This is a genomic window from Pseudanabaena sp. UWO310 (assembly GCF_006861605.1).
GTDB lineage: Bacteria > Cyanobacteriota > Cyanobacteriia > Pseudanabaenales > Pseudanabaenaceae > Pseudanabaena.
This window is the reverse complement of sequence record NZ_SELU01000016.1, coordinates 1-26,103: the sequence shown is the minus strand read 5'-3', so window position 1 is coordinate 26,103 and position 26,103 is coordinate 1. Positions and strand designations below refer to the sequence as shown.

Genomic DNA, 26,103 nt, shown 5'->3' with positions numbered 1-26,103 from the left:
TAAAGAAGCCTTTATTTTATGTAATATTTACAAAAATGGTTTTAAGCTGTGTCACTTTTTTTGTCGAAACTTTTGCCGCTGTTTTTTTACCCATTGGGTTTATCGATTCTTTTAATATCGATTGCTTTAATAGTTTTTTTAGGGCGAAATAAACGATCGCGCAATGCGAACAGCGTCACTTCCCAGGCAACCTTCAAACTATTCACGAAAAAGAAGATAATTGCGACTTTACTCGGAACTGCTTTAACAGTTTTATGCTTGGGCAGTAATGAATTTCTCTCTCAGTTGTTAGTGCGATCGCTAGAATGGCAATATTTGCCCAAAGGCAACTTACCACAAGTTGAAGCAATTGTGGTTTTGGGTGGTGGTACTCGTCCGCGCCTATCCCCACGACCTTGGTATGAAGTTAATGAAGCGGGCGATCGGATTTTGTACGGTTCGTTGCTATATAAGCAGGGTCATGCTCCCCTATTAGTAGTAACAGGAGGTCGAGCCGAATGGTATGGCGAAGGTGGTAATCCCGAATCCGAAGATATGGCGGCGATCGCTGAATTTGTGGGCGTTCCGAGTCAAGCCATCATCCAAGAGTCGCAGTCTTTGAATACCCGTGAGAATGCGGTGAATACAAAACAGATCTTAAGTAAAAGAGGAATCAATCAAATCTTATTAGTAACCTCGGCTCTGCATATGCCGCGATCGATGGAAATATTTCGTAAAGTTGGATTTGAATGCATTGCTGCACCGACAGACTTTTTAGTAGTCCAGCATGAAAACAATAAGGGTTGGGCCTCAATTTTAGATCTTTTGCCTAGCGCGGAGGCTCTTAAAAATACAACCAACGCCATTAAGGAATATATCGGATTATTTATTTATCAAATGGTAGGTTGGGCTTAGCAAATCCCTATAATAACAATTCACGAAAGTGTGACAACACTTTTGTGAATTAAAAACTAAACCTCGTAAGAGTTTTCAAGTTATAGCTGTCGCCAAATGTAATAGGACATAAACCCCAAGAATTGATTGGCGGCGCTTCGCGCCGCCAATCAATTCTTTGATTCGTCCTAGGTCAAGTGACTGTAGCTATAAGAAATGGCTACGCCATTTCTTAACTTGGTACAAGTACTTGTGTACGTGATGGCTCTCTGATTAAATAAGCCGTAGTAATATTCAAAAAATTTATAAATCTTTATGAGCAGGGGCAAAGGCAAAAGTAGCAGCAGCACGAACACGATTTGGATCGTGCTGGGATTAGCTGCCCTCGGGACTGGGATGGGCGCAGCAATCGCCTCGCGACTTGTGAGCTATCGTCCTAGTTCCGTTGCTGATGATATGCCTACATCCTCCTCCGTAGGAGCAACGGCTAAAGGTTCGGCATCCTTTTGTCAATACAATGCTCTCGAGTCGGTGACGGCTTCCCTATATCAGGTAAGGGCGATCAATGCGATCGCTAATGATCCCTTGCCAACCCTATCAAGTTTGAGCGGTAGCCTCAATGCCGATCTGATCGCCAGCTTTACCCCTGCCCCTTTCCCCCAAATTAGCGATCGCGCCCGTGGAGCAAAAATCCCGATCATCATGTATCACGACATTACGTCGGTAAAGGATGTTGATTGGGATGTGACTCCTGAGGATCTCGAAAAACATTTTCAGATGTTGCAAGATGGAGGCTATACCCCGATCACCATGGATCGACTGGTAAGCTATCTGCGTACGGGGGGACAACTACCAGAAAAGCCTGTATTGCTTACCTTTGATGACAATTATTTGGGGCAATATAAATATGCATTCCCATTATTAAAGAAATATAACTATCCTGCGGTATGGTCAGTGCATACCCGTTTTGTGGGGACGGGTGGGAAAAAGCCGAAGGCGACATGGGATCAGCTCAGGGAAATGCAAAAAAGCGGCTTGATCACCGTGGCATCCCATACCGTAAATCATCTCAATATGAAAAATCTGAGCGATGCGGAGATCGATCGCGAAGTACTGGAATCCAAAAAAGTACTTGAAAAAGAATTAGGAATTACCATCGATTACTTTACCTACCCTGAAGGGGACTTTACCGAACGGGCAAAGGATAAAGTCAAGGATGTGGGCTATAAGGCGGCGCTTTCCATGAGTCTCGATCCGCGCCAAGAGCGATCGGCAAATGAATCGGAGGATTTACTTTCGATTATGCGTTTCGGTCAATCGCGATTTAGCGAAGCGATCGAGCAAGCGTCAGGGGGAACAGCCTCAAATCAGGTAGCGCTATTGCCAAACGTAAGTAATGGTTCTATTGATTTCACTACTCCAGTGGAGAAACGTAAAGTTACCATTGACGGGTTGCCTCTCACCTTGGTGTATGGGGGCAAAGCTGTCACCGCCCATGCGGACAAACGGGCTCAGGTTGCCGAGATCATGGCTATGACCCCTAATGCGATCGCCGCCGTGGATGGCGGCTTTTTCTCCCTAGAGCGCATCGATGGAAATACGATGATCGGTCCCGTTATGAGTCAGTTTTCCAGCAATTCAGGCATTTTCAACACTGGTAATAAGGGGGAAAACCCACTTTTGAATGGGCGACCTCTAGTTTTGATCGGGCCGACTTCCGTCAAATTTATCCCCTTTAATGCCGCTAAGCATACTTCCCTAGAGGCTGTGCGATCGGAGATGTCCGATGTGACCGATGCTTTTGTTGCGGCTGGTTGGCTCGTGCGTGATGGTAAGCCTCAATCCGCCGAATCCTTTGGTAGACTTTACGGGTTTGATGCTAGTCGCGATCGCGCATTTTGGGGAATTGACCGTTCGGGAAGACCTGTAATTGGCGTAACTATGGAAATGATCGATTCTGTTGGCTTGGGCAAAATTTTAGCCAAGGCAGGTTTACAGGATGTGGTGATGCTGGATTCGGGAGCTAGTGCTTCTCTTGCCTATCGAGGTAAATCTGTCATGGCGTACGAGCCACGACCCGTGCCCCATATTGTCGCTTTATTACCGCCCGATCCTGTCCGTACTGAAACTGCGGATAAACCTAATTGTCCCGTCAGTTTCAATCCTCGCAATTAAAACCCAAAAGAAGATTGGCTCGCACGAAGTGTGCGCCAATCTTCTTTTGGGTTTTAATTAGCGACAGCTATATAATACCAAAGCTCAAAATGGCTTAGCCATTTTGAGCTTTTGCCTTAAAGACTACTTGGTATTTTTAATAAAGCGATCGCCTGTTGGCTAGAGATATGGGCTAAGGGCAAACTATCAATCCCCATCGCCACGCAAAGTAAAGCTAAATAGAGAATCGAATATTTGAACACAGAACGGGCCATATTGCGATCGCTCGGTTCTTTTAATAGCTGGGTTGCCTTATAAATGAAAGTTGCGCCTAAAGCGATCGCCGAAAAGCCATAGACTAACCCCATGACATTGCAAGGATAAACCAGCAATAAGGATACGGGAATAATTAACAATGTATAGACCAAAATCTGATTGGCAGTTACTTCCGCGCCCTTAACTACTGGCAGCATCGGTACGCCAACCTTGGCATATTCATCGCGGATCATTAGGGCTAAAGCCCAGAAATGGGGAGGAGTCCACACAAAAATAATCGCAAATAATACCCATGCCGCCCAACTCAATTCACCCGTTACCGCCGCCCAGCCCACAAGGGGAGGAATTGCCCCTGCGGCTCCACCAATGACAATGTTTTGGGTGCTGGAACGCTTGAGCCAAATTGTGTAAACACCAACATAGATAGCGATGCCCGACATTGCCAAACAAGCGGCAAGAAGGTTGGCACAGATCGCTAGCAAAGTAAAGGAAATCATCGCCAAGGCGATCGCAAAGATGAGTGCTTGCAAAGGGCTAATCCGCCCCGATGGAATTGGTCGCCAACTGGTGCGTTCCATTTTGGCATCAATATCGCGATCGTACAGACAGTTAATCGCATTTGCCGAAGCAGCGGCGATCGCTCCCCCCAAGACCGTAGTCAACATTAATAATCCATCAACTTGACCTTTAGAGGCAATCCACATCGCCCCTGCGGTAGTAATTAGTAATAGGACAATAATGCGAGGTTTGGTTAACTCTGTGTAATCTTGAATGACACTGCGCCAATCGCGAGCCGATTGATTCGATCGATCAGCCTCAGCAAATATAGTTTCTGGGATCGCTGTTTCTTGCATTACGCTTAACTCCTAAAATATTTTGCAGATTACGGTTAGCGAATCGCAGGTTGCACTTGATTCTGTTCTTTGGTTTGAGATGGATCTTGGTTAGCAGCTCGAAATGCTAATACAGTAAAGCAAACAAGGGTTCCGAGTAATGCTGAGCCGATCGCTTGGTGGGCGATCGTTAATGGTTCGACTTGTAAATGGAGTTTATAGGTAGCATAGCCAATCGCTACTTGTGAAAGTACTAGTAAACCGACAAGCAGGGAAATGCGCCGTAGCCAAGGCGAGATTGTCTTAGCAAGCCATGTCACCACGACAACGGCAATGCTAGAAATACTGGCAGGAATTACACCTAATAAATGGGCATTCAAAACCACACACATATCCTGTGTAGCAAAGCATTGATGCAGAGCCCATTGCGAAGCAACTAACGCCCCAAGAATACTTTGTAAGTACACAAAAATTGCTGCCGAGAGCCCTAACCAAGCAATTTTTTTAGAGCCGAGATGATTTGCCGAACTTGATTGCTGGCTCAAGGTAGAAGCGATCGCCAACAAACTAGAGAAAAATAATAACCCCGTGCCCAAGTGAGCCGTGACGATATCAAACCTTAATAATTGGGTTACGGTCAATCCGCCCAAAATGCCCTGAAAAACCACCAGAGATAATGAACCCGAAGTCGCCCAAGGTAACCAACTTGGTAACGATTTACGAAAATACCAGCTTGCACCAAACAGAACAATGGTGGCAAATCCGACCGAGGAGGCAACCAGACGATGAAACCATTCTAAAAAAACTTGGAGGTTCATCTGCTCGGCGGGTAATACCGATCCATAGCACAGGGGCCAATCGGGGCAAGCCAATCCCGCATTCATCACGCGAGTAGCACTGCCAATCGCCATCACCATCCAAGTGGCGATCGCAATTCCCAAAGCAATGCTACGGAGTAGGACTATAACTCGGTTTCTAATTTCAGGGCTACTTTCAACGTTAATTTCAGAATTACTATTAGTCAGATGTTCAGCCGCTCGTGCTGCTTTGTAAGAAGATAAAGAATCAGTCATGCAAGTGTAGGAGGTTCAGGCTTTCTTCGTGAATCTTGATAAAACTCAACAGAAGTATTGATAATAGTTACGACTTATATTAAGAGCAGTTCTAGATTTGGTAGGAGGACTTAACAATTTCTTCGTTAATTTCTTCGTTAACGTCAGTTCGGGTTAAGCTGGCAAATTTTAAAAGCTCAAAAGTAAAAGCCTTGCTAAGCAAGGCTTTTACTTTTGGGCTTGAAGACTCCAAGCCTGTTGCAAATTATCCCGAACTCACGTTCGTTAAGTGTTGGCATCGATCGCAGAAAAAGCCCTGCATAGCAGGGCTTTTTCTTGGTGATCATGGTCGGCTTCATAGGGTTTGGCGATCGCGGAAATTTTCCAAACGATTATCGATGCGATTTTTGATATTGTCTCTGATGTTATCTCTAATGCTCTCTTTGGGACGATTGGGAGAACGATCGGGACGATTTTTTTGGATAATTTCATTGAGTTGCGATCGCTGTTGAGGGGTCAAGATATCTCGCATAGCCAACATTCTTTCAAAATGTTGCTTTTGTAGCTCCTGCTGAAGGTTTAAAACTTGCGTATGTTTCTGGCGAATTACAGCGCTACTTTCATTACTAGCTAACAAATCCCGCAGCTCGCGATTGGCTTGGCGCGACTGTTGGGACAGATCGCGAATGCGATCGCGATCGCGATCGCGCACCTCCTTAAGTTTTTGTAATTGTTCGGGGGATAAATTTAACTGCTTTAAAATTTTGCCTGAGGGCATATCGGCACTTTCAGAGCGATTGGGATGGTTGTCTGGCTTTGGTGATGGGTTTTCTTCGGCTAGGGTTTGAGGATTGCTATCCGACTTTACTTGGGGCTGGCTGGCAACTTGGGATTGGCTGAGAGATTGCCCCTGTGGTTGCGATTGCAAAATATTGCTACTACTCAAAAAAATGCTGCTAGCCCCAACCACGGCAGCAGTGAGGGCGACATAGCGAAATATCTTGGAACTTAAAATAGATTTGAACATAGCATCTTCAATTTTTCGATAAATTTTTCAATAATTCAACATTTCAATATTTCAATAAATAGAAATAGCCAAAATCACTCATATTCAAGGGGCGATAGCTCCGACAAAATTTGGTTTTCTGTTGAGGTGGACGAGCTTGGGGTGGCAGTATTGTCAGTAGCGTCCCAACTATAGATAAGTGATTGCTCGATCTCCGCTCTGTCGGCTTCACCGATCGTTTTCCCTTGGGGTTTCCCTTGCGTAATATTGGGCGCATTGGCAATTTGATACTGGGGCGTTCGACTCGTTGCCCAATTAAAAGCTACCCCTGTGGAGATCGCCACGGGAATCGCCAAAGCCCAAGGAAGCCAACGCCGCAAACGTGCTTTGAATGGTTTGGCAGCAGGTTGGGGATATTTACTAATCTCCGCAAATAGCTGCTGCTCAAAGTTGGGGGCAGGGGGTGGCGCGATCGATTTGTGCTGCTTGAGAAAAGACACTAAGGAGTCGTGCGAAGAGGATTCGTGAGAATTTTTAGGGGCATCTCCACCAAAATCTTCGCTAAAATCCTGTGGTTCCTGAGTATATTTATTTTTCATAACTCGACTCCTTGCGCTTCTAAAAACTTTTTGATGGCACTGCGGGCATGAAACAATCTTGATTTCACCGTGCCTACAGGAATGGATAAAATTTCGGCAATATCTTTTTGAGGTAACTCTTCTAAATCGTGCAGTACTAGTACGGTGCGATGATCTTCACTGAGCTTGGCTAAACCGCGCTGCATTAGGTCTTGATAATGCATTTGCGTGAGGTTCGGCTGCGAATCACCATCACGGGCGATCGCCTCATCGGCGAAATTAGCAAGTTGCTCGTCTTCCACATTAATATTGCGCGATCGCATTTTGGCTAGAGCTTTGCGGCGATCGCTCGCAACGTTAAAGGCAATCCGATAGAGCCATGTCGAAAACTGCGAAGATTGACGAAATTTCGGTAGTCCTTTCCATGCTCGTAAAAAGACATCCTGTACCAAATCATCTAAACCATCCGTACCGCATAGCTGATATAGCGTTGAGCGCACCTTTTGCTGATGACGTTGATAGAGCTTTTTAAAACCATGGGGATCGCCTTGCAAGCAAGCCTGCACGATACTTAGATCGGGATCGCTAAGACTAGGTTCTTCGATATTGGTGATTACCGTTTTGAACATCTACTATCAACCATCGTAGAGAGAAGGAATATGGGCGGAGAAAAGCGGCTATTCCTAAGACCATGAGAGCAACTATACTTGTTGGGACTCGTTTATTGGGACTTATCGGGACTTATTTATTGGGACTTATTTATTGGGACTTATTGAGGCTCACTGAGACAATAATTACTCATTGAGGCAATAATTAAAGCAATAATTAAGGCAATATCGTTGGTAATCAACTTATAGGTTTTGACCGCCGTGATCTCAAAAAGGTTCATTCCTAATTTTTAGGAATAAAATGGTTATCTCTAAAAGGCTCTACTCATGTCTGTTGTTAGCTCTGTATTAATTCCTATCATTAAACTATGGTTACGATCGCAGGTCGAACATATTGAAGCTATCGAAATTGCGATCGCTGGCAAAAGTCGCCAGATCCTCAGTGGTGACATTCCTAAAGCGAATGTAATTGGGGTAGGGGCAAAATATCAAGGCTTAGCGGTTACTAATATTGACCTATGCGCCGAGGCGATCCATCTCAATATCGCGCAGATCCTCAAGGGGGAAACGTTAAGGCTGCTCGATCCGATCCGCGTCACTATGGATGTTGAGCTGTCGGCGGCAGATTTGCAGAGTTGTTTACGCTCTCCTGTTTTTCTAGAAGCGATCGCTACCGATGTGCCTCCTGTCGTTACTAGTGATGATGAAATTCGCGCTTTGCTCGAAACGTTATTACATAAACTAGGCGATGAATTTACACTGCATGAGTTGGCGATTGTCGAGGGTCGGGCTAAATGTCGCGGTGAATTTGCGATCGCCGCTACCTAAATCATTTCCCCAGTCCAGAAAGCTAAGATATTCTTTTAATTTATTTCATGTCCTTGGCTAAGTTTATTTATCCATCTCAGAAATTGTTGGCGATCGCGTTGATCAATTTGTTGATCAATTTATTTTGTCTGTTGGGCTGTCTAGCGATCGCGATCCCACCAGCATGGGCGACATCGTTTGCGGTTAGGGTATTTGATGGCGACAACATTACGCTGATTGATCGCGGGATTAAAACCAAAGTGCATCTTGCCTGTATCGATGCGCCTGAGCTATTGCAAGCAGAAGGCGAACATGCGCGTAAAGTATTACAAAATGTCCTTGATGATGAAGAGATCGCTGTCAAGGTTTTTAAAAAAGATAAATTTGGACGCTACTATGGCGAGGTCTTAGCGGGTGGGCAAAATGCCAATAAAGTGATGGTGTCCCTCGGACTTGCCCATTACGATCGCCTTCAAGAAAAGGACTGTTCAGAATACGAAGCGATCGAACAAAAAGCGCAGAGCGATCGCCTCGGAATCTGGGCAAATGGTACTGAAGTTATCTTACCGAGCCAGTTTCGCCGCGAGCATAAGTTATTAGGTGTTGGCTATTAACTAGAACTGACGTTAATTATGCTCAGCTACTTATAGCTATATTCACTTAAGTCAGGACATCAAACCCAATAGAACCCAATAGAGAGTTGCGGCGCTTCGCGCCGCAACTCTCTATTGGGTTTGATTTTTGTCCTAACATTACTGACTATAGCTATAGCCAGATATAAAAAGGGCTGTGCAATGCACAGCCCTTTTTATATCTGTTTCTATATTAGACATCACGACGACGGAAACGACCGCGACGTTTGGCATTTTCAGCCTTACGCTTACGTTTTTCGCCTGCGGTTTCGTGATACTGACAGCGACGAATATCTGCTAGTAAGCCAGCTTTTTGGATTTTTTTCTTAAATCGACGTAGAGCCGATTCAATCCCTTCATTTTCACCAACGATTATTTGAGTCATGCTTATTTAGGTAGCAAAGTATTGTTCTTAATTATGCTGTAGTTTGGCGCATTTTAATTTAGGCGACGGGTATCTAGCTTAGCAAATCTAAGCCAAAGTTGTAAAGTCTATTTTTGGGGATGCAAGGAAAATCCCGATTAGCTCATTTTTGGGGATCATTTTCCGTCAATATATCAATATATAGCTGTTTCTAAGCAAAAGGTCTGTCAAGAAATAACATGAGTCCCCATCCTTCTACAGAAGTTTATGATGCGATCGTAGTTGGCTCTGGAGCCAATGGCGGAGTTGCGGCAAAAGAATTGAGCGAAAGGGGTTTAAAAGTCCTTGTCTTAGAAGCTGGTCGAACTCCCGCGCCTAACGAGTTAGGCAATAATGTCAAGGATATGGCAAAGCGTTTTTATAACCTTGCGATCGCAAAACGCCAGTCCTATCAATCAATGCATCCTGGTTATTGGAAAGCTAACCCCGATCTATTCATTGATGAAAAGGATAATCCCTACACCACGCCACCAGAGAAACCCTTTTACTGGATTCGCGGTCGTCAGGTCGGTGGCAAAAGTCTTACTTGGGGTGGCATTACCCTCCGACTATCCGACTACGAATTTAAAGCCGCAAGTCGCGACGGATACGATCAGGATTGGCCGATCGCCTATGCCGATCTTGCACCCTACTACAGCAAATTAGAAAAATTCTTTCAGGTGCGCGGCAGCCAAGAGGGGCTCGACCAACTTCCCGATGGGGAATATCAACCCACTTTGCCCCTCACACCTGCCGAACAGTATCTACAAGAAATCGTAGAAAAAAAATGGTCTGACCGTCGGCTCATCCCTTCACGGGGGTTTGGTTTACACCGCCCTACGCCATCCCAGCCTTGGCCGATGTATTCCAGTTTGGGTTCCTCTCTCAAAGCGGCGATCGCGACGGGAAATGTGACTTTGCGATCGGATGCTGTGGTCAGCCATGCGATCTTCGATCCCAATAGCCGTAAAGCTCGTGGGGTAGTATTTATCAATCGCCAAACGAAGCAAGCCCATGAAGCCTTCGCAAGAACGGTGATTTTATGCGCTTCCACCATTGAGTCGGTGCGGATTCTTTTGCATTCTACGGAGCAGTATCAACCCGCTGGTCTAACTAATCCCTCAGGAATGTTAGGACATTACCTCATGGATCACGTTTCCACTTCCACCTTCTTTTTACTCCCCCATATCAAACAGACTCCCAAACCCTTCGATCTATCGGGATGCGATAGCTTCTTCATCCCTTGCTTCAGTAATTTGGCATCGCAGCAAGAGAAATTTTTACGGGGCTATGGCATTTGGGGCGGCGTACAACGTTTTGATTTACCAAACGTTTTGCGTAAGGTTGGCGATGGCTCCATTGGCTTCATGATCGCCCATGGCGAGGTCTTGCCACGCTATCGCAACCAGATCGAACTGAATCCTGATGTAGTTGATGCTTGGGGCATTCCCGTGCCTCATATTGAATGTGCTTGGTCAGACAACGAACATTTAATGCTCGACCATATGCATAGACAGATTGATGAAATCATCAAGATCGCTGGAGGTAAAAGTATGCAGTTAACGGATATCTTTCATGTTCCCGTCTTTTCGGAATTTGTCAGTCGCATGGAAGAGATGATGGCTTTTTCGGCTCCTCCAGGTTATTACATCCATGAAGTTGGGGGTGCGAGAATGGGAACTTCGCCCACTAATTCAGTAGTGAACGAACATAATCAGTTATGGGAATCTCCCAATCTCTTTGTTACCGATGGAGCCTGCTGGACTTCCTCTGGTTGGCAAAGCCCTACTTTGACCGAAATGGCAATCACCGCAAGGGCTAGCGAGTTTATCTCGGAGCAATTACGTAAGGGGGTTTTCTAGCGGCAAGGATTAAGCAGCCCAATATTATATATCTATCGCCACTCGCGTTAGGACAAAATCAAAAGCCAAGAAGAGAAGGTTGGCGCTTCGCGCCAACCTTCTCTTCTTGGCTTTTATACCAAATCACAAAATGGCTACGCCATTTTGTGATTTGGTATAAGAACTATTTTGCAAAAAATAGTAATGTGCCTACCGCCAAAAAGACGATTGACCATAATAGTCCCCAAAAAGCGGGATGACTGGAAACTTTGTTACCATTAGCTGTAGATAGAAGCTCTAAATCCATCCAAGAAGCAACACCACGACGGAACCATCCTTTTACCTTGGTCTCAGAACCAATTAAGCCTTGTACGCGCTTCATGCCAAAGAAGAAATTGCCCAAGGGTCCCCAACGGGAAGCATAGAGCAAATACATTAGTCCCGATTTATCTTGTAACATGATATCGGAACCAAATATGTAGCCCGCATCGCCACGACCAATCAAGGTTCCTTCCAATTGTACGGGTTGACCGCGTAGAGGACTGGCATAGGCATCAGACATGAGGGTAATCACATCGCTAGCTGGTGCATTTTGAGAACTGGGGTACATAATCGATCGCTTAAATAGCATTACCCCACCCAATAGAACTAAAGGAAGGGCAAAAAATGCTTGCACTCCTCCCAATCCGCGCCCAAAGAGAAATGCTCCGATCGCTAAACCGATTACAATCGCGATAAATTCTGCACCATAGAGTAGAACATCTTGATAGAACGTACCGTAAAGGCGTTTTTTGTCGAGCAGCTTACCCTCAGCAGCCACGCGCCCCATGTCAAATTCCATTTCTAAGCCTAGTTGCTCGGCGTAGTTACTGAGGGCACGAACCCGTTTGCCCGTCAGAGGATGAGTGGAATTTAATTCCATCCACCAACCCCAAGGATTAAAGAGATCCCAGAGAAATAGACGACCGATCTTTTCAGGAGAGGAAGTAATTTGGTAAGCCGTACCTGTGGTTGCGGCGGCTTTGGCATCGTAAATACCGATCGCACGAGTACCCTGCATTAAACGGCTGGGTTCCTTTGATTTCTCTGTTTCTTGAATAATACCATAGGCAATTTTAACCAGAGCCCGCGATAGAGCATTGGGATTGCCCGTTTGTTCGGCGGCAAAGCAATCGGCAAAGTATTCTCTAGTGCGCGATAGATAAAGTAATAGATAGGTTCCCACAATATAGAAAACATAGGCAATAAAAGCAGCGATCGCCGCTGCATTTTCAGCCCGTTCATCATTTACTTTTTTGCCGATCTCACGAATGGTGATATAGAGCAGATAGGTAATTTGGACTAAGGTAGAAGCTACAGTCATCACGGCAAAATCCCAATGAACGATATGCCCTAGCTCGTGGGCATAAACCGTTGCCGCTTCGTCATCATCGAGATATTTAAATAAACCCGCACTGACCACGATCCGAGCGCTATCTGGCAAGGCTCCATAGGTAAAGGCGGTGGGATTATTGTCATCGATAATGCCAATACGTGGCTGTTTAATCTTTTTAAGACTGCAAATGCGCTGAATTGTATGCGCCGATTCAGGGCTGAGTCGTTCGATTTCTTCAATCTTTACCCAACGTGTATGATAAAGCCAGCCCTGAACTAAATCCATAATCCAAGGCGATATAAAGAATACGATCGCATTGAATGCAATGGTAAAGAGCGCGGCAATGCCAAATCCGAGAACGGGATTGGAACTATCGACGATAAAAATAGTGGCCGCAACTAAAGAAAATACGATCCCTACGAGTAAAGCGATCGTAACGCTAGATGCAAGGGCAAGATTGCCTGCGACTTTAGCTGTAGCCAGAATTACTCCAGCTTGCTCGGCTCGTCCTGCCTTACGAGGTAGTTCTGAGTTGGATATGGACATAAAAGCCTCTCTAGGTTGTTAGCATTAGTCCCGTAATTGTTGCTTGATGGCGCGATAATTAGACTTAAAACCTAGAAGAGCGTACCGCCCGCTACGCGGGCGGTACGCTCTCTGGTTTTGTTTTTTAATTATGCCTAACTACTTAAGGATTTAGGCATAATTAAAATCCAGATTAAAAACCTGTGGCGCAAGCCATACATGAGCCATAGGTTTTGGGATTTTATATTTAAGTGCGCCTAGATCCTTGTAGATATGATATAGCGATCGCTCTGATCATGCTATTTAAGAAAGATTAAAAACCCTAATATTAATTGTTCCTTCTCCACCGAATGCAAGTACCAATCATTTTGCCCATACATATGCTTTTAAAAAGGAAAGGATAGGCGGCGCAAAGCGCCGACCATCCTTTCCTTTTTTAGCACTACCCCAAAAAATGAAGAAATCAAGGCAGAGGATAAGTTTTGTACAGTAGTCAAGCAACTCACGCATCAGCTCAATCGCGATAATGCAATCGTAAGGAAGCAGCACCAAAATCGCATCAAAAATTCGGAGTTTCAAAGACTATGCCAAAATTTATTTTAAGATTTCTCCTCGGTGCAATTCCGATCGCGATCGTATTGATGGCATCGGAGACCGCAGCCCAAACGCAAACCATGGGTGAGTATCTTGACAATAGTACTCCTCAAGTCATCGAAAAAATTTCTGGCAATATTATTACCTTCAAAAATACTACTGGAGAGTCTCATGCTTATTATATTCCCAGTTGGATGATTGAGAAATACAATCTCAATGTCGGCACTTCGGCAAGCCTATACAACCGCAATATTATTCAGGGCATCTATCGCGATCGCTATATCGATGTAGTTAGACAAGGACTGCCCCAAAACATGGCGGCGTTTAGACTTCACGATACGGAAATGAACTGCACAATTCCGCAAAGCCCCGCCAGTGAAGGTTTAATGTGGGGTAAACCTGTTTGGTATAAAACCGAAAGTTGCCCGTCAGCAATTCCGATTGTCGGTTCGATGTCACTTTATATACCTAGAGCGCTTGCCTTGTCAGAGACAAAATAAAAAGCAAATATGAGTGGCGGCACTAAGTGCCGCCACTCATATTTGCTTTTTTGAATTTTGAAACGGGCTTTGAGAAAGGGTTTGCTACGCAAACCCTCTCTCAAAGCCCAAAAGTAAAAGCCTTGCGTAGCAAGACTTTTACTTTTGGGCTTTTAAAATTTGCTAGCTTAACCCGAACTGACGTTATCCTAAATGCGAATCTGAGAAGACTTCACAGCGTAGCGATCGCTTGTTTTACCAATCGCAAATTTAAAGGAATCGGACAACGTCTTGTTAGATTGGGTACTGAAAATAGCCATGCCCATGACACAAAGTCCTGTGGCGATCGCAAAGATATTCGCAATCCCCACAAAGGCAATCAGCTTACCCATAATCGGTCCTGCCAAAGCGATCCCCAGATCGAAGCCGATCCATGTCATCCCAAATACATATCCCCGTTCCTGCGGAACTGTGCGATCGGCAAGTAAAGACACGATCGCAGGAATAACAATTCCCGAACCAATTCCCTCGGCAATGCCAGATAGCAGAAACTCGTAGTCATGGTTCGCAAAATAGATGATCCCCATAGAGGCGGCATAAAAGAAGATTCCGATGGAGATAAAAATACCCCGTCCCCATTCGTCACTTAATCTTCCCACGGGAAACCTAATGATAAATCCTGAAAGTGCCGCCGCCATATAGAACAAGCCAGCATTTAAAGGAACATGTTTTTGTTGCATCAAAAGAGGCATAAAAGCACTAAGGGTTCCAAAAGCAAATCCTACGAGTAAGAGGATGGTCGAAGGAACTCTGACGCGGGGATTAAGGAATGTCTCCCAAAAATCTGGTTTCGCCGTATTAGCTGCTCCCGCTTGACGATTACCAATATCTCCTTCTGTCTCAATTTGAGTGGTTAATAGCAGCCCTGCGATCGCTAGGAGTGATGCCGATATAAATAGAAGTTGATATCCCCATGCTTCATACATCAAACCACCAATTGCAGGGCCAAACGCCAAACCTAAGGGGTTGACCAAGCTCATATAACCAATAATTTCTCCGCGTTTCTCAATTGGCGCGAGATCGGAAACTAAAGCACTATAGCTAGCGGCAAAGGCAGCAATACTAATGCCATGTACGGCGCGAAAGAACATTAACAAAGGAATTGATGGTAATGCGGCATAGCATAGGGGCACTATAGCCGCAACAATCAATCCAATTCTCATCGTATAACGTCTGCCCTTGCGATCGGAGAGTCTGCCAAGATAAGAACGACAGACAAGCAGACCGATCGCAAAGGAACCCATGACGATCCCAATTTGATCGAAGGACTGCGTTAAGGTGCGGACGTAGAGAGGTAAAGTTGGCAACTGGGAAGCCATACTCGACCAAAAGAACAGCCCTGCCAAAAAAATCGCAGTCAGATTTTTGCGAAGGTTATTATCAAGGCTCGAAAAGGTTGTTAAGGACTGCATGATCTCAGATATGACCATTAAAATAGTTAGCCCAAGTCATTCAAGAAAATTTCGCTTAACGAAACTTCCTTCAAATAACTTGGGCTGCGATTACTTATTTACGATTATCTCTTAAGTACTAGCTCGGCGATATCTTGCGATCGGGTGAATTATACCAAAGCTGAAAATGGCTACGCCATTTTCAGCTTTGAAAACCCTTACTGGGTTTGGTTTTTAACTCACTGAAGTGAGCCAATACTTCAGTGAGTTGGTATAACTAGCTAGGCGTAATATCTAACTTAGTATTTAACAGGAGCCGAGGAACGATCGCGATCGCGAGAAGGACGACGCGAATCATAGCCGCCATCACGACCACCGCCATCACGACCGCCGCCAGAACGACCACCGCCATCGGAACGACCACCACTTTGACCGCGTTTGATAGGTCTACCACTGTAGGAACCGCCATCGCGATCGCCACCACGGTCACGACCTGAAGGAGTATGGGGTTGTTTTGCCAAAACCTGTAATGCAGCTTGTTCCGCTTTTTCGGATTGCAACTGGGTATAGGCTAATTGCAGAGCAGCCGCAGCGATCGCTTGAGGATCGTAATCTTCTACCAACTGCGACACTAGGGGCAAGAAGGAAGCCAATCTTTCGCCTGTTAAGGCTTGCAGAATTTGCTCGGTAAATCTGCCAATGCGACGCTCTTGAATCTGAGCCACACTAGGCAAGGGCAAAGGAGGCAAGGGCATACCGACCTGCTGTTCCAATTGACGAAGCTTGTAGCGTTCTTTACCAGAAATCAAGGTAATCGCCACACCCTTTTTACCAGCACGACCAGTGCGTCCAATACGGTGAACATAGCGTTCGGGATCGTCGGGAATATCAAGGTTAAACACATGGGTTAAACCATCGATATCCAAACCACGCGCCGCAATATCGGTAGCGACTACCCAACGCACCTGTTGATTGCGGAAACGACGCAGTAGATTTTCACGTTGAGATTGAGAAAGGTTGCCGTGATATTCATCGACACTATGTCCAGAGGATTGCAGAATTTCAGTCAATCTGCTTGCCGAGTCCTTGGTGCGGACAAAAATAATCGCCGAAGTAGGAGCTTCATACTCCAAAACGGGCAATAGGGCTTCCTCTTTGGTCAGGTGATAGGGAACCAGATAAATCTGTTGGTCGATGCGGGTAGGTGTGGAATCTTGAGTCTCAACCTTGACAGTTACAGGAGACTTCAAGAAGTTCTTCACTAAACGCTTGACCGCAGGAGGCATGGTTGCCGAGAAGAAGGTGCTTTGTTTAGTAGAAGGAGTTGTGACCAGAATCCTTTCTACATCTTGGATGAATCCCATGTTAAGCATTTCATCGGCTTCGTCTAAAACGAACCATGCGAGATTCTCCAGCTTTAGCTTACCGCGTTCCATCAAATCGATGACACGTCCTGGAGTACCGACGACAACATGAACGCCACGCTCCAATTGGATCATTTGGCGATCGATCGCCGATCCACCATATACGGTGAGAATCTTCGCACCAGGTTTGGTATTAAAACTGCGGAGAGCTTGACCGACTTGAATCGCCAATTCACGAGTTGGAGTCAAAATTAGCGCTTGAAGAGAATCGCTGTTGAGATCCAAACGCTCTAAAATTGGTAAAGCGAAGGCAGCAGTTTTACCAGTGCCAGTTTGGGCTTGACCGAGTACATCTGCACCAGCGAGCAATTGTGGAATTGCTTGTTCTTGAATAGCTGTAGGCTCTGTAAAGCCAATGGATTCGAGCTTAGCAACTCGAGCTTCTGAAATACCGAGAGAAAGAAAAGATGAGGGCATGGATGATCCTAAGATTTGCAGCAAATTTGTTCTAAGAACAGTTCGCCTATTCTGCCAATCGCACGGGATAAACAATCACTAACAAAGCCGAAGGACATCTCTGCCCTAAATTTTAAGCGGTTTAAAAAGAGCTTTTCTATGAAAACCTCAGCTTCCAAAGATTAGATTGCTTTGGATAGTCATGCAATGGGAGAAATCAGCAAAATGAAATTAATTATTTCTAGTATATCTAGTATAAACCTATGTTAAAGATTGTAAACAATCTTTTCGAGATTTATATCTATGGGTTAGGTTGATGAGCGTTGATGGTATTGAAATTGGTGTCGAACTGGGATCGACTTGATATCGACTTGAATATTGACTGAGTTTTGATTCAGCTATGCGATCAATCATCAGACAAAAGATTTTTTCTCGATCGATCTAGTTCTGCCCAGAGATCCTTAATTTGTTTGTAAGCTTCCATCGGTGGAATTTTACCACCTGTTTCTAAAGCACATATAAGTGAAATACGATTAGCAAACTCTTGTAAATTAGCATTAAAAGCCAAATTTTCAGGAGTAAATTCGCCCCTGTAACCAAACATAGGATTCAAGAATCTATCTTTGTCTGTATCAGACATGAGCTTAGGGTGATTTTAATTGAACAGGACAGGCTGAGAAGATCTCAAGATCGCAGACGATAGCTGTAGGGAAAAGCGATTATTCTACAACCTGCCCGAACAAGGAGATCACGAACAAATTATTAAAAATCAACGAAAGATTAACAAAATGTTGTGAAACCGCAATCCAAATTTGATCGATCTCGAACCATTATCGGATCAATTGTAGCAAGTTTGAAGAAGATCCTTGGTAATTCGTAATACAAAGCGTAATACATTTCCCCTTGATTTTTCAGAACTTTTGACCGCTAATGATTGTAAAGCACCTATATGGCAAAGTACTTGTATTGAGGCTTATTTATTCACAGTAACTTTTTTAAGAGCTACCGCTAGCTTGGATTTGCGACGCGCACCTGTGTTGTTGTGTAATACTCCACATTTGACTGCGCGATCGATCTTGCTATAGGCCAAGGACTGTTTAGCATTAACTGCTTCTAGCGCCTCAGGAGTAGGATTAGCCTTATAGGCTTCAACTGCTTCTAAATAGCTCTTCATTAAAGTCTTGACGGCTGACTTATATGATTTATTATGCAGACGGTTACGCTCAGCGATCTGAATGCGCTTTTTTGCGGACTTGATGTTTGCCACAGTTTATTCCTTTAGCGAAATGACATGGTTTAAAGCATTTATCATCGTAACATTTTGATCGAATTTTGCAACTGTTTTGGCAATTTACTTTTTAATTTGTTTTAATTTGCTTTGGGATTGCTTGTTCGATTCGGTTATTCTTGGTTGTCCTTTTGGTTGTCCTTCTGGTTTTCTATGTTGAATCTCATCCTCAAACGCCCATGACCTACTTGAATTTTGTTTCTTTCTTTGGCATTTTTGGCTTGTGCTTTGTGGCTTGGATCTTTTCTGAGGATCGCCGAGTCATTCCTTGGCGGGTCATTCTTTGGGGAATTGGCTTGCAGTTAGTGCTGGGCTATTTTGTGTTTCAGCAACCTCAGACGAGAGAGGGCTTACAAAAATTTAGCGATCTGCTGAATGCTTTGTTTGATTCGGCTGATGCAGGGGCAAGATTTGTGTTTGGGCGCTTGTTGGTACCGCCAACTGGGCAAGAACCCTATGCCCTGTTGCCGATCAAGCCTGATGGGACTTGCCCTCCTGGACAGGTTTTACTAGATGATCTGACAACTGCCGCAAATGCGGCGGCAAAGTACTGCACGACAAATCGTTTAGCCTATGTATTTGCCTTTCGGGCTTTGCCTGCGGTAATTTTCTTTTCGGGATTTATGGCTTTGCTCGAAAACCTTGGCGTTATCCAGATCGTAGTTAATGTATTTGCTAAGTTGTTTTTCTGGACGATGCGCTTGAGTGGGGCAGAGGCTTTGAGCGGTGCGGCAAATATCTTTGTGGGTATTGAGGCGGCGATCGTGGTTAAGCCCTATTTGCCGAGGATGACTCGTAGCGAACTATGTGCGATTTTGGCTTGCTGTTTTGGGACGGCCGCCTCTTCGACCTTGGCAATCTATACAAGTTTTTTAAAGCCAGTTTTCCCTAATATTCTTGGGCATTTAGTTTCGGCTTCGATTATTGCGATCCCCGCCTGCTTTGTGCTTTCCAAAATCCTTGTTCCTGAGACATCAGTCCCTGTCACCATGGGCGGTATTCCCAAGGAAGACAAGTCGGCAAAGCCTAAAGATGACGAGCTGGAAAATGCAGGTGGCGAGACGATGAAGCGGATGAGTCCAATGGATGCCACGATTATTGGAGCCTTGGATGGGTTAAAAATGGCTGCTTCGATCGCAGCAATTTTGATTTTAATCGTGGGTCTAGTCGATCTGATCAATCAAATTTTTGCGCAGCTTGCGAATTTTAGCGACATTTTCAAGGTGGTTAATTTACCAAATATCCAAGGAGCTTTGTTTTATCCGTTAACTTTGCTAACAGGGGTTTCTTTGGATGATTCTTGGACGGCTTCGGTAATTATTGGTAGAAGGTTGTTTGAGACGGCAATTCCTCCCTATCAGGCTTTGGCTCAGGCTTCTAAGGATGGGTTAATTAGCGATCGCACTGTGATCATTGTGAGCTACGCCCTATCTGGTTTTGCCCATTTGGCATCTGTAGGGATTTTCGTGGGTGGCACGATCTCCTTAATCCCTTCCCGTCGTCGTGATATTTCCGATTTAGGTTGGAAGGCTTTATTTGTGGGTACATTGGCAACCTTGATGATTGCTTGCATTGCAGGGGTATTTGACGATGGGACTCCTAGTATTTTAGGTGAAAAGAAAAGAGTAGAGGCTCAACCAGATAAGCCAGCGGCTACGACTACACCCAATACCTCCCCCAATCCTAATACTTCACCCAATCCATTACCTACTGTTTCGCCTACAAATACACCGATAAGAACTATACCTATGCCTAAAGCATCGCCTTCTCTACCCACATCACGCTAATAGACCGCTAATACCAATTCCCAAAATGGCGTTGCCATTTTGGGAATCTCAAACCCTTACTGGGTTTGGTGTTTAATTCACAAAGTTTAATTCACAAAAGTGTTGTCACACGTTCGTGAATTGGTATAAATCGTACTATAGCTACAGTCACTTGACTTAGGACAAATCAAACCCCAAGAATTGACTGGCGGCGCTTCGCGCCGCCAGTCAATTCTTGGGGTTTATATCCTAGTACAGGCGACAGCTATATAACGTCAGTTCGGGTTAAGCTAGCAAATTTTCAAAGCCCCAAAGTAAAAGCCTTGCGTAGCAAGGCTTTTACTTTGGGACTTTGAGAAAGGGTTTGCGTAGTAAACCCTTTCTCAAAGCCCATTTCAAATTATCCCGAACTCACGTTAGTTTACTGATGTCGATATTGCTGCAATTCAGACTTTAGTTGTGCGATTTCGGCACGGAGGTTGTCAATAGTTTCCTGCAACTCGTCAGGGGCGATATCGCCATCATCCTGCGTGACGGCTCCCTTTTGCCGATCTGCTTTCTCTAAAATTGCTTCAACGAAAGTACGCAGATGTTCGCGCTGTTCGGCATCAAATTTGCCGAAGGCACTGAGAGCATCGGTCACAGTGTCTTCGATGCGATCGATCACAGCCTCAGCAGTGGCTCTACCAATAAAGAAAGCGTCTAATGGTGATTTGCTCATAATTTTGAAATATTAGATTTAATTATTAGATTTAATTATTGGAGTTAGGGATTAACTGGAGTTACCACTTAGGAGAGAGTGTTTAGTCTGTTCTTTTTAGTCTGTTCTAAATATAGCAACAAAATTCAAGGGGCTAGGCAGCGCTTCATACATAGTCTATCTAGAGTCTATCTAGATAGACTTTTAAGTAGCTAGGAATAAGTAAACTTAAAACCCAGAAGAGCATACCGCCCGCTGCGTGGGCGGTATGCTCTCTGGTTTTGGTTTTTAATTGCCTAGCTACTTAGAACGGAGCTTTAATTTTGGGTTCCTTATAATCTAGCTCCTTCAGCTTTTTAAGAATGCGGCTGAAGTATTCCTGCATATAGGATTCCAACGTGGTCATATCTTCTTCTTGAAGATCGAAAGTTTTGTAAGTTTCCGCCATATCCGCGTCAAGGGGAATCCCACTGGCAAGAACTTCGGCATAGGTCATGCGTTCTGCAAAACTCCAACCCCATTCAAAACCTAGGGCAACTTTGCGGGCAAAACGGAGTAAGCCAAGGGGCATATTGGCGGTGCGGCGGGTTCGTCCTGACATTCTTTCGCAGAGTTTGATAATTTCGCTTGGCTGCCATGCTTTGGGCCCTGCGATCGCAAAGGACTTACGCTCAGTTTCCTTAACCGTGAGCGCACGAACTGCAAACTTGGCGATATCTTGGGTATTCATGTAGGCGATCGGGGATGCTTCACCGCCAATCCAGATCGTTTGATTTTCGAGGATGGGGATCGCATATTCCCCAATCAAGTTTTGGTAAAACCCGCAGGGTTTGAGGATGGTGTAGTTGAGATCGGTGGAGGCAAGAAATTTTTCGGTGCAGTATTTAATGTCCATCAACGGAACATTGGGATATTTCTCAGCATTCAGAATGGAGAAAAAGACAAAACGCTGGATCTTAGCGCGTTCGGCGGCTTGAATTAGGGCAACCTTGCCTAACCAATCGACATCTTTAATTCTCAAGGAGCCAGTGGCGCGGGTAGTGGCGGCATCAATAATTTCAGTGACCCCTTCTAATGCGTCATCTAGGCTTTCGGGATTAGTAAGATTCCCGACAACCAAATCGGCTCCCCATTCTCTAAGAAATCCTGCTTTTTTAGGATAGCGGACAAGACATTTGACTTTTAGCCCCCGATCTATTGCGTGACGGGTGATTTGACGACCTAGTGTACCTGTCGCGCCAACGATCAGTAAGCTCATAAAATTTTTTATTAAATTGACTTTGTAAACATATATAAATCTATCAGATATTTGGTGACATCTTTTGGTAGGCGATGGTGGCGATCGCGATATCTATCTACGGATAGTGAAAAAGCCCTAAAGACGATGAGGGCTTCTTGATCTGCTTTTTCAATCTAAATTTATAGGTATAGCTATAGCCAAATAGGTTAAGACATAAAACCCAGAAGAGTGTTGCGGCGCTTCGCGCCGCAACACTCTTCTGGGTTTTGTTTTTGTCCTAACATAACTGGCTACTGCTATATCTAGGCGCAATTAAATATAAAACCCTAAAACCTGATGCGTACGCTGCGCGTGCGCCGCAGCTTTTAGCTCTGGATTTTAATTATGCTGAGAGTTAGTTAAGAAAACCAAAGCCCCAAATATGAGTGGCGTTGCTGAGCAACGCCACTCATGTTTGGAGGCTTTATGTCCTGAGGCAAACTTTAGCGATCGCTGCGCTTATTGGTAATGAATAGTAATGAAACTTGCAACTAGATTTGCATCTAATTTTGTAACCGAATATTAAGAAAATCTTGGCGAGCAAGAAGAATTATTGAGAACTGTCAATGCTTTTGAGTCGCTACTGTTAGGCTAGCAATTATTAAGCATTAAAAATTTTTATTCGTTATAGTTCGGTGGTTTTAAAATGTACAATAAATCAGCTAAAGATCCTGTAGTTGCGGCAGTTACCGCAGGTTTGGGAGCTGGAGCGGTAGCATGTTTCAGTGTTAGTCAAGGACAAAATATCATTGTTGCGTTTGGAGTAACTATTTTTGCTACTACTGTTGCTTTGATCGTAGATCGGTTGTTTTTTAATTAAAATAAATATTAATCTTAATTAATCCTCAATAAATAAGAGCGTGCAATGTACGCTCTTATTTATTGAGGATTTAATTAGGATTAAGTACCTCAGCATAATTAGAATCTAGAGCTAAAACCTGCGACGCAAGCGCAGCTTGCGCCGCAGGTTTTAGGGTTTTATATTTAATTAAGCCAAATTATACCAAAACACAAAATGGCTACGCCATTTTATGTTTTAAAAACCCTTACTGGGTTTGGTTTTTAATTCACAAAAGTGTTGTCACATTTTCGTGAATTGGTATTACTGATTCAGAAATAGTTACTATATTGGGGATCGCTAGGAAATTGAGTACCGAACTAAAAAAATTTGTTATGTGGGGCAGCTACTGCGAAAACGTTCTTGAAAAGCGTGCGCCCTTTCGCCAAGCCCATCTTGACAACCTCAAAGCTTTGCATGAGACGGGAACCTTGCTCACGGTTGGTCCTACGCAGGACGTGACCAAAGTATTCGCCATATACGTCGCTCCCGATGTGGCGGCGGCAAAAAAATTAGTCGAGTCCGATCCCTATTGGCAAAACGGTATTTGGACAGATTACGAAATCCATGAATGGATTCAGGTCTACTAAATTGGAATAAAGGGGCGCAAATCGCCCTTTTATTCCAATTTGTAGTAAGGGTTTTCAAGGCTCAAAATGGCTACGCCATTTTGAGCCTTGGTGTTATAACAAAACACAAAATGGCGTAGCCATTTTGTGTTTTTAAAACCCTTACTGGGTTTGGTTTTCAATTCCCAAAAGTGTAGCCACACTTTTGGGAATTGGTATTATTCGTTATCGTTATTGGTGGTACTAACGGCAAAGTGCTTAAAAAGAATACGGCTCGTACCTGCGATCGGCGGAGCGATAATTGCGCCCACAACACCAAAAAGCTCGGCTCCCACAATAATGGAAAGTAAAAGCTCAAAGGGATCGAGGTTTAAATAGGGCGCAACTAGCCAAGGTTGCAAGATAAAAGCCTCGATTTGTTGTAATGCAAAGCAAATAAATAGGGCGATCGCCCCTCGATTAAAGTCAACTCCCCACGCCGCGATAAAGATGGCGGCAAGAGCCATTAAGCCACCGATATAGGGAACGAGATTGGCGATCGCCACCAATAGTCCCAAGGCTCCTGCGTAAGGAATTCCACAAATCGATAGGGTTAGATAGGTGCAAAACCCTAACAAACTAGAAGTACCAACCCTACCCACCACATAGGCTCCCAAACATCTGGTAATCGGGGGAATGAGAATTTCGACCTCTTGGCGAATCTGTTTAGAAAAGGGACGTAAGCACCTTCTTAGCAAGCTATCTGAATGAACCACCATGTAGGCCGCAAGCAACATACTTAAAACGCCAACACCGATCGCATTGACAACTTGCAAGGTGAATACAAAGGTTTGACTGACAATATCCTTGCCAAAATTTTGAGCTTGATCGATTAAGGGTTGGGTTTGCAAAATGTGATTGAGCTGGTCTTGGCTAAAATTGGCAATACCGCTTTTCGGGGGCTGGATCTGCTCTAGGAGATTTGGCAACTTAATAAAAAATTGTCCCAATTCCTGAATGATTTGCGGGGCAGGAGCGATCGCCAAAACTATCACGATCAACAAAAATAAATAGAGCAGGGACACCGCCCAGATCCGATTTAAGCCAATTTCCCATTGCTTGACCTTAATCCGAAAATTGGTCATTTGCTCGATAATAGGCGTAATTGCACCTGCTAAAAACAAGCTAGTTAGCAATAATTGCACTGTCTGCCGTAATCTAAAGACAAGATAAATCGCAACAGCAATAATTAAAATGCGTTGTAGATATTTCCCAAGCGGAGTTTTGCCATTTAACACAGTTGTAATTTCGTCTCTAACTGTTCATTGCTCAAATCAGTGATCAAGAAGATAGAAGCGCTTCTTGCCGCCTCTACCTATAATTACCATAGCAAGATACTCAATCACTAAAAATTTCACATGAATTACGGGTATGAAGCGATCGCGATCGGGCGACGTATTTTACTGGAATTATTTCGCACCTATCGTACTTTACTCCTGTGGGTGATCTTTCCCATTTCGATGCTGTTGCTAAATGGTTTTGTCTTAGCGGAGGGTTCTAAAATTACCACGATGGAATCCTTTAAACTTTCTGCTCCTGCGACTTTAATTGGTTCGGCATTATTTTTTAGTTGCCTTGGGGGCACGATGTCCACCATCGTTTCAGAGAGAGAAAGCCTGACGATTAAGCGGCTACTCATTTCTCCGATCAATGGGGTCTCCTATTTTTTAGGAATTTTCTTTGCCTATGCCACCATTGGGATCGGACAGACCCTCATTGTTTATACCGTTGCCGCCTTCTGGGAAGTACGTTTTAGCGGCTCGATCGCCTTGGGAATTTTAGTGATTTTGGCAAGTATTGGCTCCTATGTGGGGATGGGATTTGTCCTTGCCACTAAATTTGCGCGTAAGGTAGAAGATGTTAATTCCCTAGTGGCGGGGGTGGGCGTACCGCTATTGATTTTGGGCGGGGCATTTTTCCCAACGACTTTTTTGTCTAAAGATTTACTTTTAATTACCCAATTTAATCCCGTCTACCACATGAGTGAAGCTTTTACGGCGCTATCGACCAATAGTAAAGCTGTTACCAGTACCGATATGATCCTGCATCTGCGATTTTTAGTAGGATTTTTTGTCGTAGCGATCGCGTCAGGGTGGCTAGCCTATAAACGCATGTTAAAAAGCGAAAGTCATCTCTAAATAAAGCTCTACCCCCTTCCCCGCGAAAAATTAGACGTTGAGGCGCGAAGCGCCGCCACTCATCTTTTGGGCTTTATGTCCTACGCAAACCTTACGTTGCTAAGTAGCTGGACATAATTAAAAACCCAAAGAGCTGTAGCGCACGCTCCGCGTGCGCTACAGCTCTTTGGGTTTTATAT

At 44.4% G+C, this 26,103-nt stretch carries 25 protein-coding genes; 10 read left to right on the top strand and 15 right to left on the bottom strand.

Features of this window, described 5'->3' with window-relative positions; genetic code table 11:
• Nucleotides 1-258: 258 nt before the first annotated feature.
• Entirely contained in the window at nucleotides 259-894 is a 636-nt protein-coding gene (locus PseudUWO310_RS07185) for a YdcF family protein (RefSeq protein WP_317845550.1), read from the top strand.
• Between the two features lie 294 nt (nucleotides 895-1,188).
• The gene (locus tag PseudUWO310_RS07180; RefSeq protein ID WP_142600042.1) at nucleotides 1,189-3,048 is read left to right on the top strand and encodes a polysaccharide deacetylase family protein; all 1,860 of its coding nucleotides are present in this window, start codon (nucleotides 1,189-1,191) and stop codon (nucleotides 3,046-3,048) included.
• A gap of 116 nt (nucleotides 3,049-3,164) precedes the next feature.
• On the opposite strand, the gene PseudUWO310_RS07175 is transcribed toward PseudUWO310_RS07180, so the two are convergent.
• The 5 genes from PseudUWO310_RS07175 to PseudUWO310_RS07155 form a co-directional block, all read right to left on the bottom strand.
• Nucleotides 3,165-4,157 carry a heme o synthase gene (locus tag PseudUWO310_RS07175; RefSeq protein ID WP_142600041.1) on the bottom strand — a complete coding sequence of 331 codons (993 nt, stop codon included), beginning with the start codon at nucleotides 4,155-4,157 and terminating at the stop codon, nucleotides 3,165-3,167.
• A gap of 35 nt (nucleotides 4,158-4,192) precedes the next feature.
• On the bottom strand, nucleotides 4,193-5,209 hold the full coding sequence (locus PseudUWO310_RS07170) for a COX15/CtaA family protein (protein WP_142600040.1): 1,017 nt from the start codon (nucleotides 5,207-5,209) through the stop codon (nucleotides 4,193-4,195).
• Between the two features lie 334 nt (nucleotides 5,210-5,543).
• Entirely contained in the window at nucleotides 5,544-6,215 is a 672-nt protein-coding gene (locus PseudUWO310_RS07165; protein ID WP_142600039.1) for a Spy/CpxP family protein refolding chaperone, read from the bottom strand.
• Nucleotides 6,216-6,289: 74 nt separating this feature from the next.
• Complete coding sequence (locus PseudUWO310_RS07160; RefSeq protein WP_142600038.1) at nucleotides 6,290-6,793, bottom strand: hypothetical protein; 504 nt, start codon at nucleotides 6,791-6,793, stop codon at nucleotides 6,290-6,292.
• On the bottom strand, nucleotides 6,790-7,401 hold the full coding sequence (locus PseudUWO310_RS07155; protein WP_009628549.1) for a sigma-70 family RNA polymerase sigma factor: 612 nt from the start codon (nucleotides 7,399-7,401) through the stop codon (nucleotides 6,790-6,792). Before PseudUWO310_RS07155 ends, PseudUWO310_RS07160 begins: the two co-directional genes overlap by 4 nt.
• A 306-nt stretch (nucleotides 7,402-7,707) precedes the next feature.
• On the opposite strand from PseudUWO310_RS07155, the gene PseudUWO310_RS07150 reads away from it, so the two are divergent.
• The gene (locus PseudUWO310_RS07150) at nucleotides 7,708-8,208 is read left to right on the top strand and encodes a DUF2993 domain-containing protein (protein WP_142600037.1); all 501 of its coding nucleotides are present in this window, start codon (nucleotides 7,708-7,710) and stop codon (nucleotides 8,206-8,208) included.
• Between the two features lie 47 nt (nucleotides 8,209-8,255).
• On the top strand, nucleotides 8,256-8,801 hold the full coding sequence (locus PseudUWO310_RS07145) for a thermonuclease family protein (protein ID WP_142600036.1): 546 nt from the start codon (nucleotides 8,256-8,258) through the stop codon (nucleotides 8,799-8,801).
• 211 nt (nucleotides 8,802-9,012) lie between these two features.
• Here the strand turns inward: PseudUWO310_RS07145 and rpsU are convergent, their stop codons facing one another.
• Complete coding sequence (gene rpsU, locus PseudUWO310_RS07140) at nucleotides 9,013-9,204, bottom strand: 30S ribosomal protein S21 (protein ID WP_009628553.1); 192 nt, start codon at nucleotides 9,202-9,204, stop codon at nucleotides 9,013-9,015.
• A gap of 218 nt (nucleotides 9,205-9,422) precedes the next feature.
• On the opposite strand from rpsU, the gene PseudUWO310_RS07135 reads away from it, so the two are divergent.
• Entirely contained in the window at nucleotides 9,423-11,084 is a 1,662-nt protein-coding gene (locus PseudUWO310_RS07135; protein WP_142600035.1) for a GMC oxidoreductase, read from the top strand.
• 163 nt (nucleotides 11,085-11,247) lie between these two features.
• On the opposite strand, the gene PseudUWO310_RS07130 is transcribed toward PseudUWO310_RS07135, so the two are convergent.
• Nucleotides 11,248-12,984: a M48 family metalloprotease gene (locus PseudUWO310_RS07130; protein ID WP_142600034.1), complete on the bottom strand. Its 1,737-nt coding sequence runs from the start codon at nucleotides 12,982-12,984 to the stop codon at nucleotides 11,248-11,250.
• A gap of 342 nt (nucleotides 12,985-13,326) precedes the next feature.
• Nucleotides 13,327-13,542, bottom strand: coding sequence for a hypothetical protein (locus tag PseudUWO310_RS07125; protein ID WP_142600033.1), 216 nt, complete (start codon nucleotides 13,540-13,542; stop codon nucleotides 13,327-13,329).
• 5 nt (nucleotides 13,543-13,547) lie between these two features.
• On the opposite strand from PseudUWO310_RS07125, the gene PseudUWO310_RS07120 reads away from it, so the two are divergent.
• Complete coding sequence (locus tag PseudUWO310_RS07120) at nucleotides 13,548-14,057, top strand: hypothetical protein (RefSeq protein ID WP_142600032.1); 510 nt, start codon at nucleotides 13,548-13,550, stop codon at nucleotides 14,055-14,057.
• Nucleotides 14,058-14,245: 188 nt separating this feature from the next.
• Here the strand turns inward: PseudUWO310_RS07120 and PseudUWO310_RS07115 are convergent, their stop codons facing one another.
• The 4 genes from PseudUWO310_RS07115 to rpsT form a co-directional block, all read right to left on the bottom strand.
• Complete coding sequence (locus PseudUWO310_RS07115) at nucleotides 14,246-15,508, bottom strand: MFS transporter (RefSeq protein WP_142600031.1); 1,263 nt, start codon at nucleotides 15,506-15,508, stop codon at nucleotides 14,246-14,248.
• 278 nt (nucleotides 15,509-15,786) lie between these two features.
• Complete coding sequence (locus PseudUWO310_RS07110; protein ID WP_055074499.1) at nucleotides 15,787-17,328, bottom strand: DEAD/DEAH box helicase; 1,542 nt, start codon at nucleotides 17,326-17,328, stop codon at nucleotides 15,787-15,789.
• Between the two features lie 385 nt (nucleotides 17,329-17,713).
• Entirely contained in the window at nucleotides 17,714-17,947 is a 234-nt protein-coding gene (locus PseudUWO310_RS07105; protein ID WP_142600030.1) for a hypothetical protein, read from the bottom strand.
• A gap of 333 nt (nucleotides 17,948-18,280) precedes the next feature.
• Entirely contained in the window at nucleotides 18,281-18,574 is a 294-nt protein-coding gene (gene rpsT, locus PseudUWO310_RS07100) for a 30S ribosomal protein S20 (protein ID WP_009629068.1), read from the bottom strand.
• Nucleotides 18,575-18,774: 200 nt separating this feature from the next.
• On the opposite strand from rpsT, the gene PseudUWO310_RS07095 reads away from it, so the two are divergent.
• A complete protein-coding gene (locus tag PseudUWO310_RS07095) occupies nucleotides 18,775-20,382 on the top strand; it encodes a NupC/NupG family nucleoside CNT transporter (RefSeq protein WP_142600029.1) in 1,608 nt (535 codons plus the stop codon).
• A 400-nt stretch (nucleotides 20,383-20,782) separates the two neighbouring features.
• Here the strand turns inward: PseudUWO310_RS07095 and PseudUWO310_RS07090 are convergent, their stop codons facing one another.
• Together PseudUWO310_RS07090 and PseudUWO310_RS07085 are read right to left on the bottom strand one after the other, a co-directional pair.
• The gene (locus PseudUWO310_RS07090) at nucleotides 20,783-21,082 is read right to left on the bottom strand and encodes a DUF6825 family protein (protein WP_142600028.1); all 300 of its coding nucleotides are present in this window, start codon (nucleotides 21,080-21,082) and stop codon (nucleotides 20,783-20,785) included.
• A 283-nt stretch (nucleotides 21,083-21,365) separates the two neighbouring features.
• Nucleotides 21,366-22,319 carry an NmrA family NAD(P)-binding protein gene (locus PseudUWO310_RS07085; protein ID WP_142600027.1) on the bottom strand — a complete coding sequence of 318 codons (954 nt, stop codon included), beginning with the start codon at nucleotides 22,317-22,319 and terminating at the stop codon, nucleotides 21,366-21,368.
• Nucleotides 22,320-22,986: 667 nt separating this feature from the next.
• Between PseudUWO310_RS07085 and PseudUWO310_RS22800 the strand changes: the two genes are divergently transcribed.
• Both PseudUWO310_RS22800 and PseudUWO310_RS07080 read left to right on the top strand, forming a co-directional pair.
• Nucleotides 22,987-23,160, top strand: coding sequence for a hypothetical protein (locus tag PseudUWO310_RS22800; RefSeq protein ID WP_009629642.1), 174 nt, complete (start codon nucleotides 22,987-22,989; stop codon nucleotides 23,158-23,160).
• Nucleotides 23,161-23,513: 353 nt separating this feature from the next.
• Nucleotides 23,514-23,768 carry a YciI family protein gene (locus PseudUWO310_RS07080; protein ID WP_142600081.1) on the top strand — a complete coding sequence of 85 codons (255 nt, stop codon included), beginning with the start codon at nucleotides 23,514-23,516 and terminating at the stop codon, nucleotides 23,766-23,768.
• Nucleotides 23,769-23,965: 197 nt separating this feature from the next.
• Here the strand turns inward: PseudUWO310_RS07080 and PseudUWO310_RS07075 are convergent, their stop codons facing one another.
• Complete coding sequence (locus tag PseudUWO310_RS07075; RefSeq protein WP_142600026.1) at nucleotides 23,966-25,024, bottom strand: AI-2E family transporter; 1,059 nt, start codon at nucleotides 25,022-25,024, stop codon at nucleotides 23,966-23,968.
• A 120-nt stretch (nucleotides 25,025-25,144) separates the two neighbouring features.
• Here PseudUWO310_RS07075 and PseudUWO310_RS07070 point away from each other — a divergent pair, with 120 nt between their 5' ends.
• The gene (locus tag PseudUWO310_RS07070) at nucleotides 25,145-25,924 is read left to right on the top strand and encodes an ABC transporter permease (protein WP_142600025.1); all 780 of its coding nucleotides are present in this window, start codon (nucleotides 25,145-25,147) and stop codon (nucleotides 25,922-25,924) included.
• The last annotated feature ends 179 nt before the right edge of the window (nucleotides 25,925-26,103 follow it).

Bases quoted from the DNA above. Each gene is read 5' to 3' on its own strand.
- PseudUWO310_RS07180 (WP_142600042.1), top strand. From the start codon at position 1,189: ATGAGCAGGGGCAAAGGCAAAAGTAGCAGCAGCACGAACACGATTTGG.
- PseudUWO310_RS07175 (WP_142600041.1), bottom strand. From the start codon at position 4,157: ATGCAAGAAACAGCGATCCCAGAAACTATATTTGCTGAGGCTGATCGA.
- PseudUWO310_RS07170 (WP_142600040.1), bottom strand. From the start codon at position 5,209: ATGACTGATTCTTTATCTTCTTACAAAGCAGCACGAGCGGCTGAACAT.
- PseudUWO310_RS07165 (WP_142600039.1), bottom strand. From the start codon at position 6,215: ATGTTCAAATCTATTTTAAGTTCCAAGATATTTCGCTATGTCGCCCTC.
- PseudUWO310_RS07160 (WP_142600038.1), bottom strand. From the start codon at position 6,793: ATGAAAAATAAATATACTCAGGAACCACAGGATTTTAGCGAAGATTTT.
- PseudUWO310_RS07155 (WP_009628549.1), bottom strand. From the start codon at position 7,401: ATGTTCAAAACGGTAATCACCAATATCGAAGAACCTAGTCTTAGCGAT.
- PseudUWO310_RS07150 (WP_142600037.1), top strand. From the start codon at position 7,708: ATGTCTGTTGTTAGCTCTGTATTAATTCCTATCATTAAACTATGGTTA.
- PseudUWO310_RS07145 (WP_142600036.1), top strand. From the start codon at position 8,256: ATGTCCTTGGCTAAGTTTATTTATCCATCTCAGAAATTGTTGGCGATC.
- rpsU (WP_009628553.1), bottom strand. From the start codon at position 9,204: ATGACTCAAATAATCGTTGGTGAAAATGAAGGGATTGAATCGGCTCTA.
- PseudUWO310_RS07135 (WP_142600035.1), top strand. From the start codon at position 9,423: ATGAGTCCCCATCCTTCTACAGAAGTTTATGATGCGATCGTAGTTGGC.
- PseudUWO310_RS07130 (WP_142600034.1), bottom strand. From the start codon at position 12,984: ATGTCCATATCCAACTCAGAACTACCTCGTAAGGCAGGACGAGCCGAG.
- PseudUWO310_RS07120 (WP_142600032.1), top strand. From the start codon at position 13,548: ATGCCAAAATTTATTTTAAGATTTCTCCTCGGTGCAATTCCGATCGCG.
- PseudUWO310_RS07115 (WP_142600031.1), bottom strand. From the start codon at position 15,508: ATGCAGTCCTTAACAACCTTTTCGAGCCTTGATAATAACCTTCGCAAA.
- PseudUWO310_RS07110 (WP_055074499.1), bottom strand. From the start codon at position 17,328: ATGCCCTCATCTTTTCTTTCTCTCGGTATTTCAGAAGCTCGAGTTGCT.
- PseudUWO310_RS07105 (WP_142600030.1), bottom strand. From the start codon at position 17,947: ATGTCTGATACAGACAAAGATAGATTCTTGAATCCTATGTTTGGTTAC.
- PseudUWO310_RS07095 (WP_142600029.1), top strand. From the start codon at position 18,775: ATGACCTACTTGAATTTTGTTTCTTTCTTTGGCATTTTTGGCTTGTGC.
- PseudUWO310_RS07090 (WP_142600028.1), bottom strand. From the start codon at position 21,082: ATGAGCAAATCACCATTAGACGCTTTCTTTATTGGTAGAGCCACTGCT.
- PseudUWO310_RS07085 (WP_142600027.1), bottom strand. From the start codon at position 22,319: ATGAGCTTACTGATCGTTGGCGCGACAGGTACACTAGGTCGTCAAATC.
- PseudUWO310_RS22800 (WP_009629642.1), top strand. From the start codon at position 22,987: ATGTACAATAAATCAGCTAAAGATCCTGTAGTTGCGGCAGTTACCGCA.
- PseudUWO310_RS07080 (WP_142600081.1), top strand. From the start codon at position 23,514: ATGTGGGGCAGCTACTGCGAAAACGTTCTTGAAAAGCGTGCGCCCTTT.
- PseudUWO310_RS07070 (WP_142600025.1), top strand. From the start codon at position 25,145: ATGAATTACGGGTATGAAGCGATCGCGATCGGGCGACGTATTTTACTG.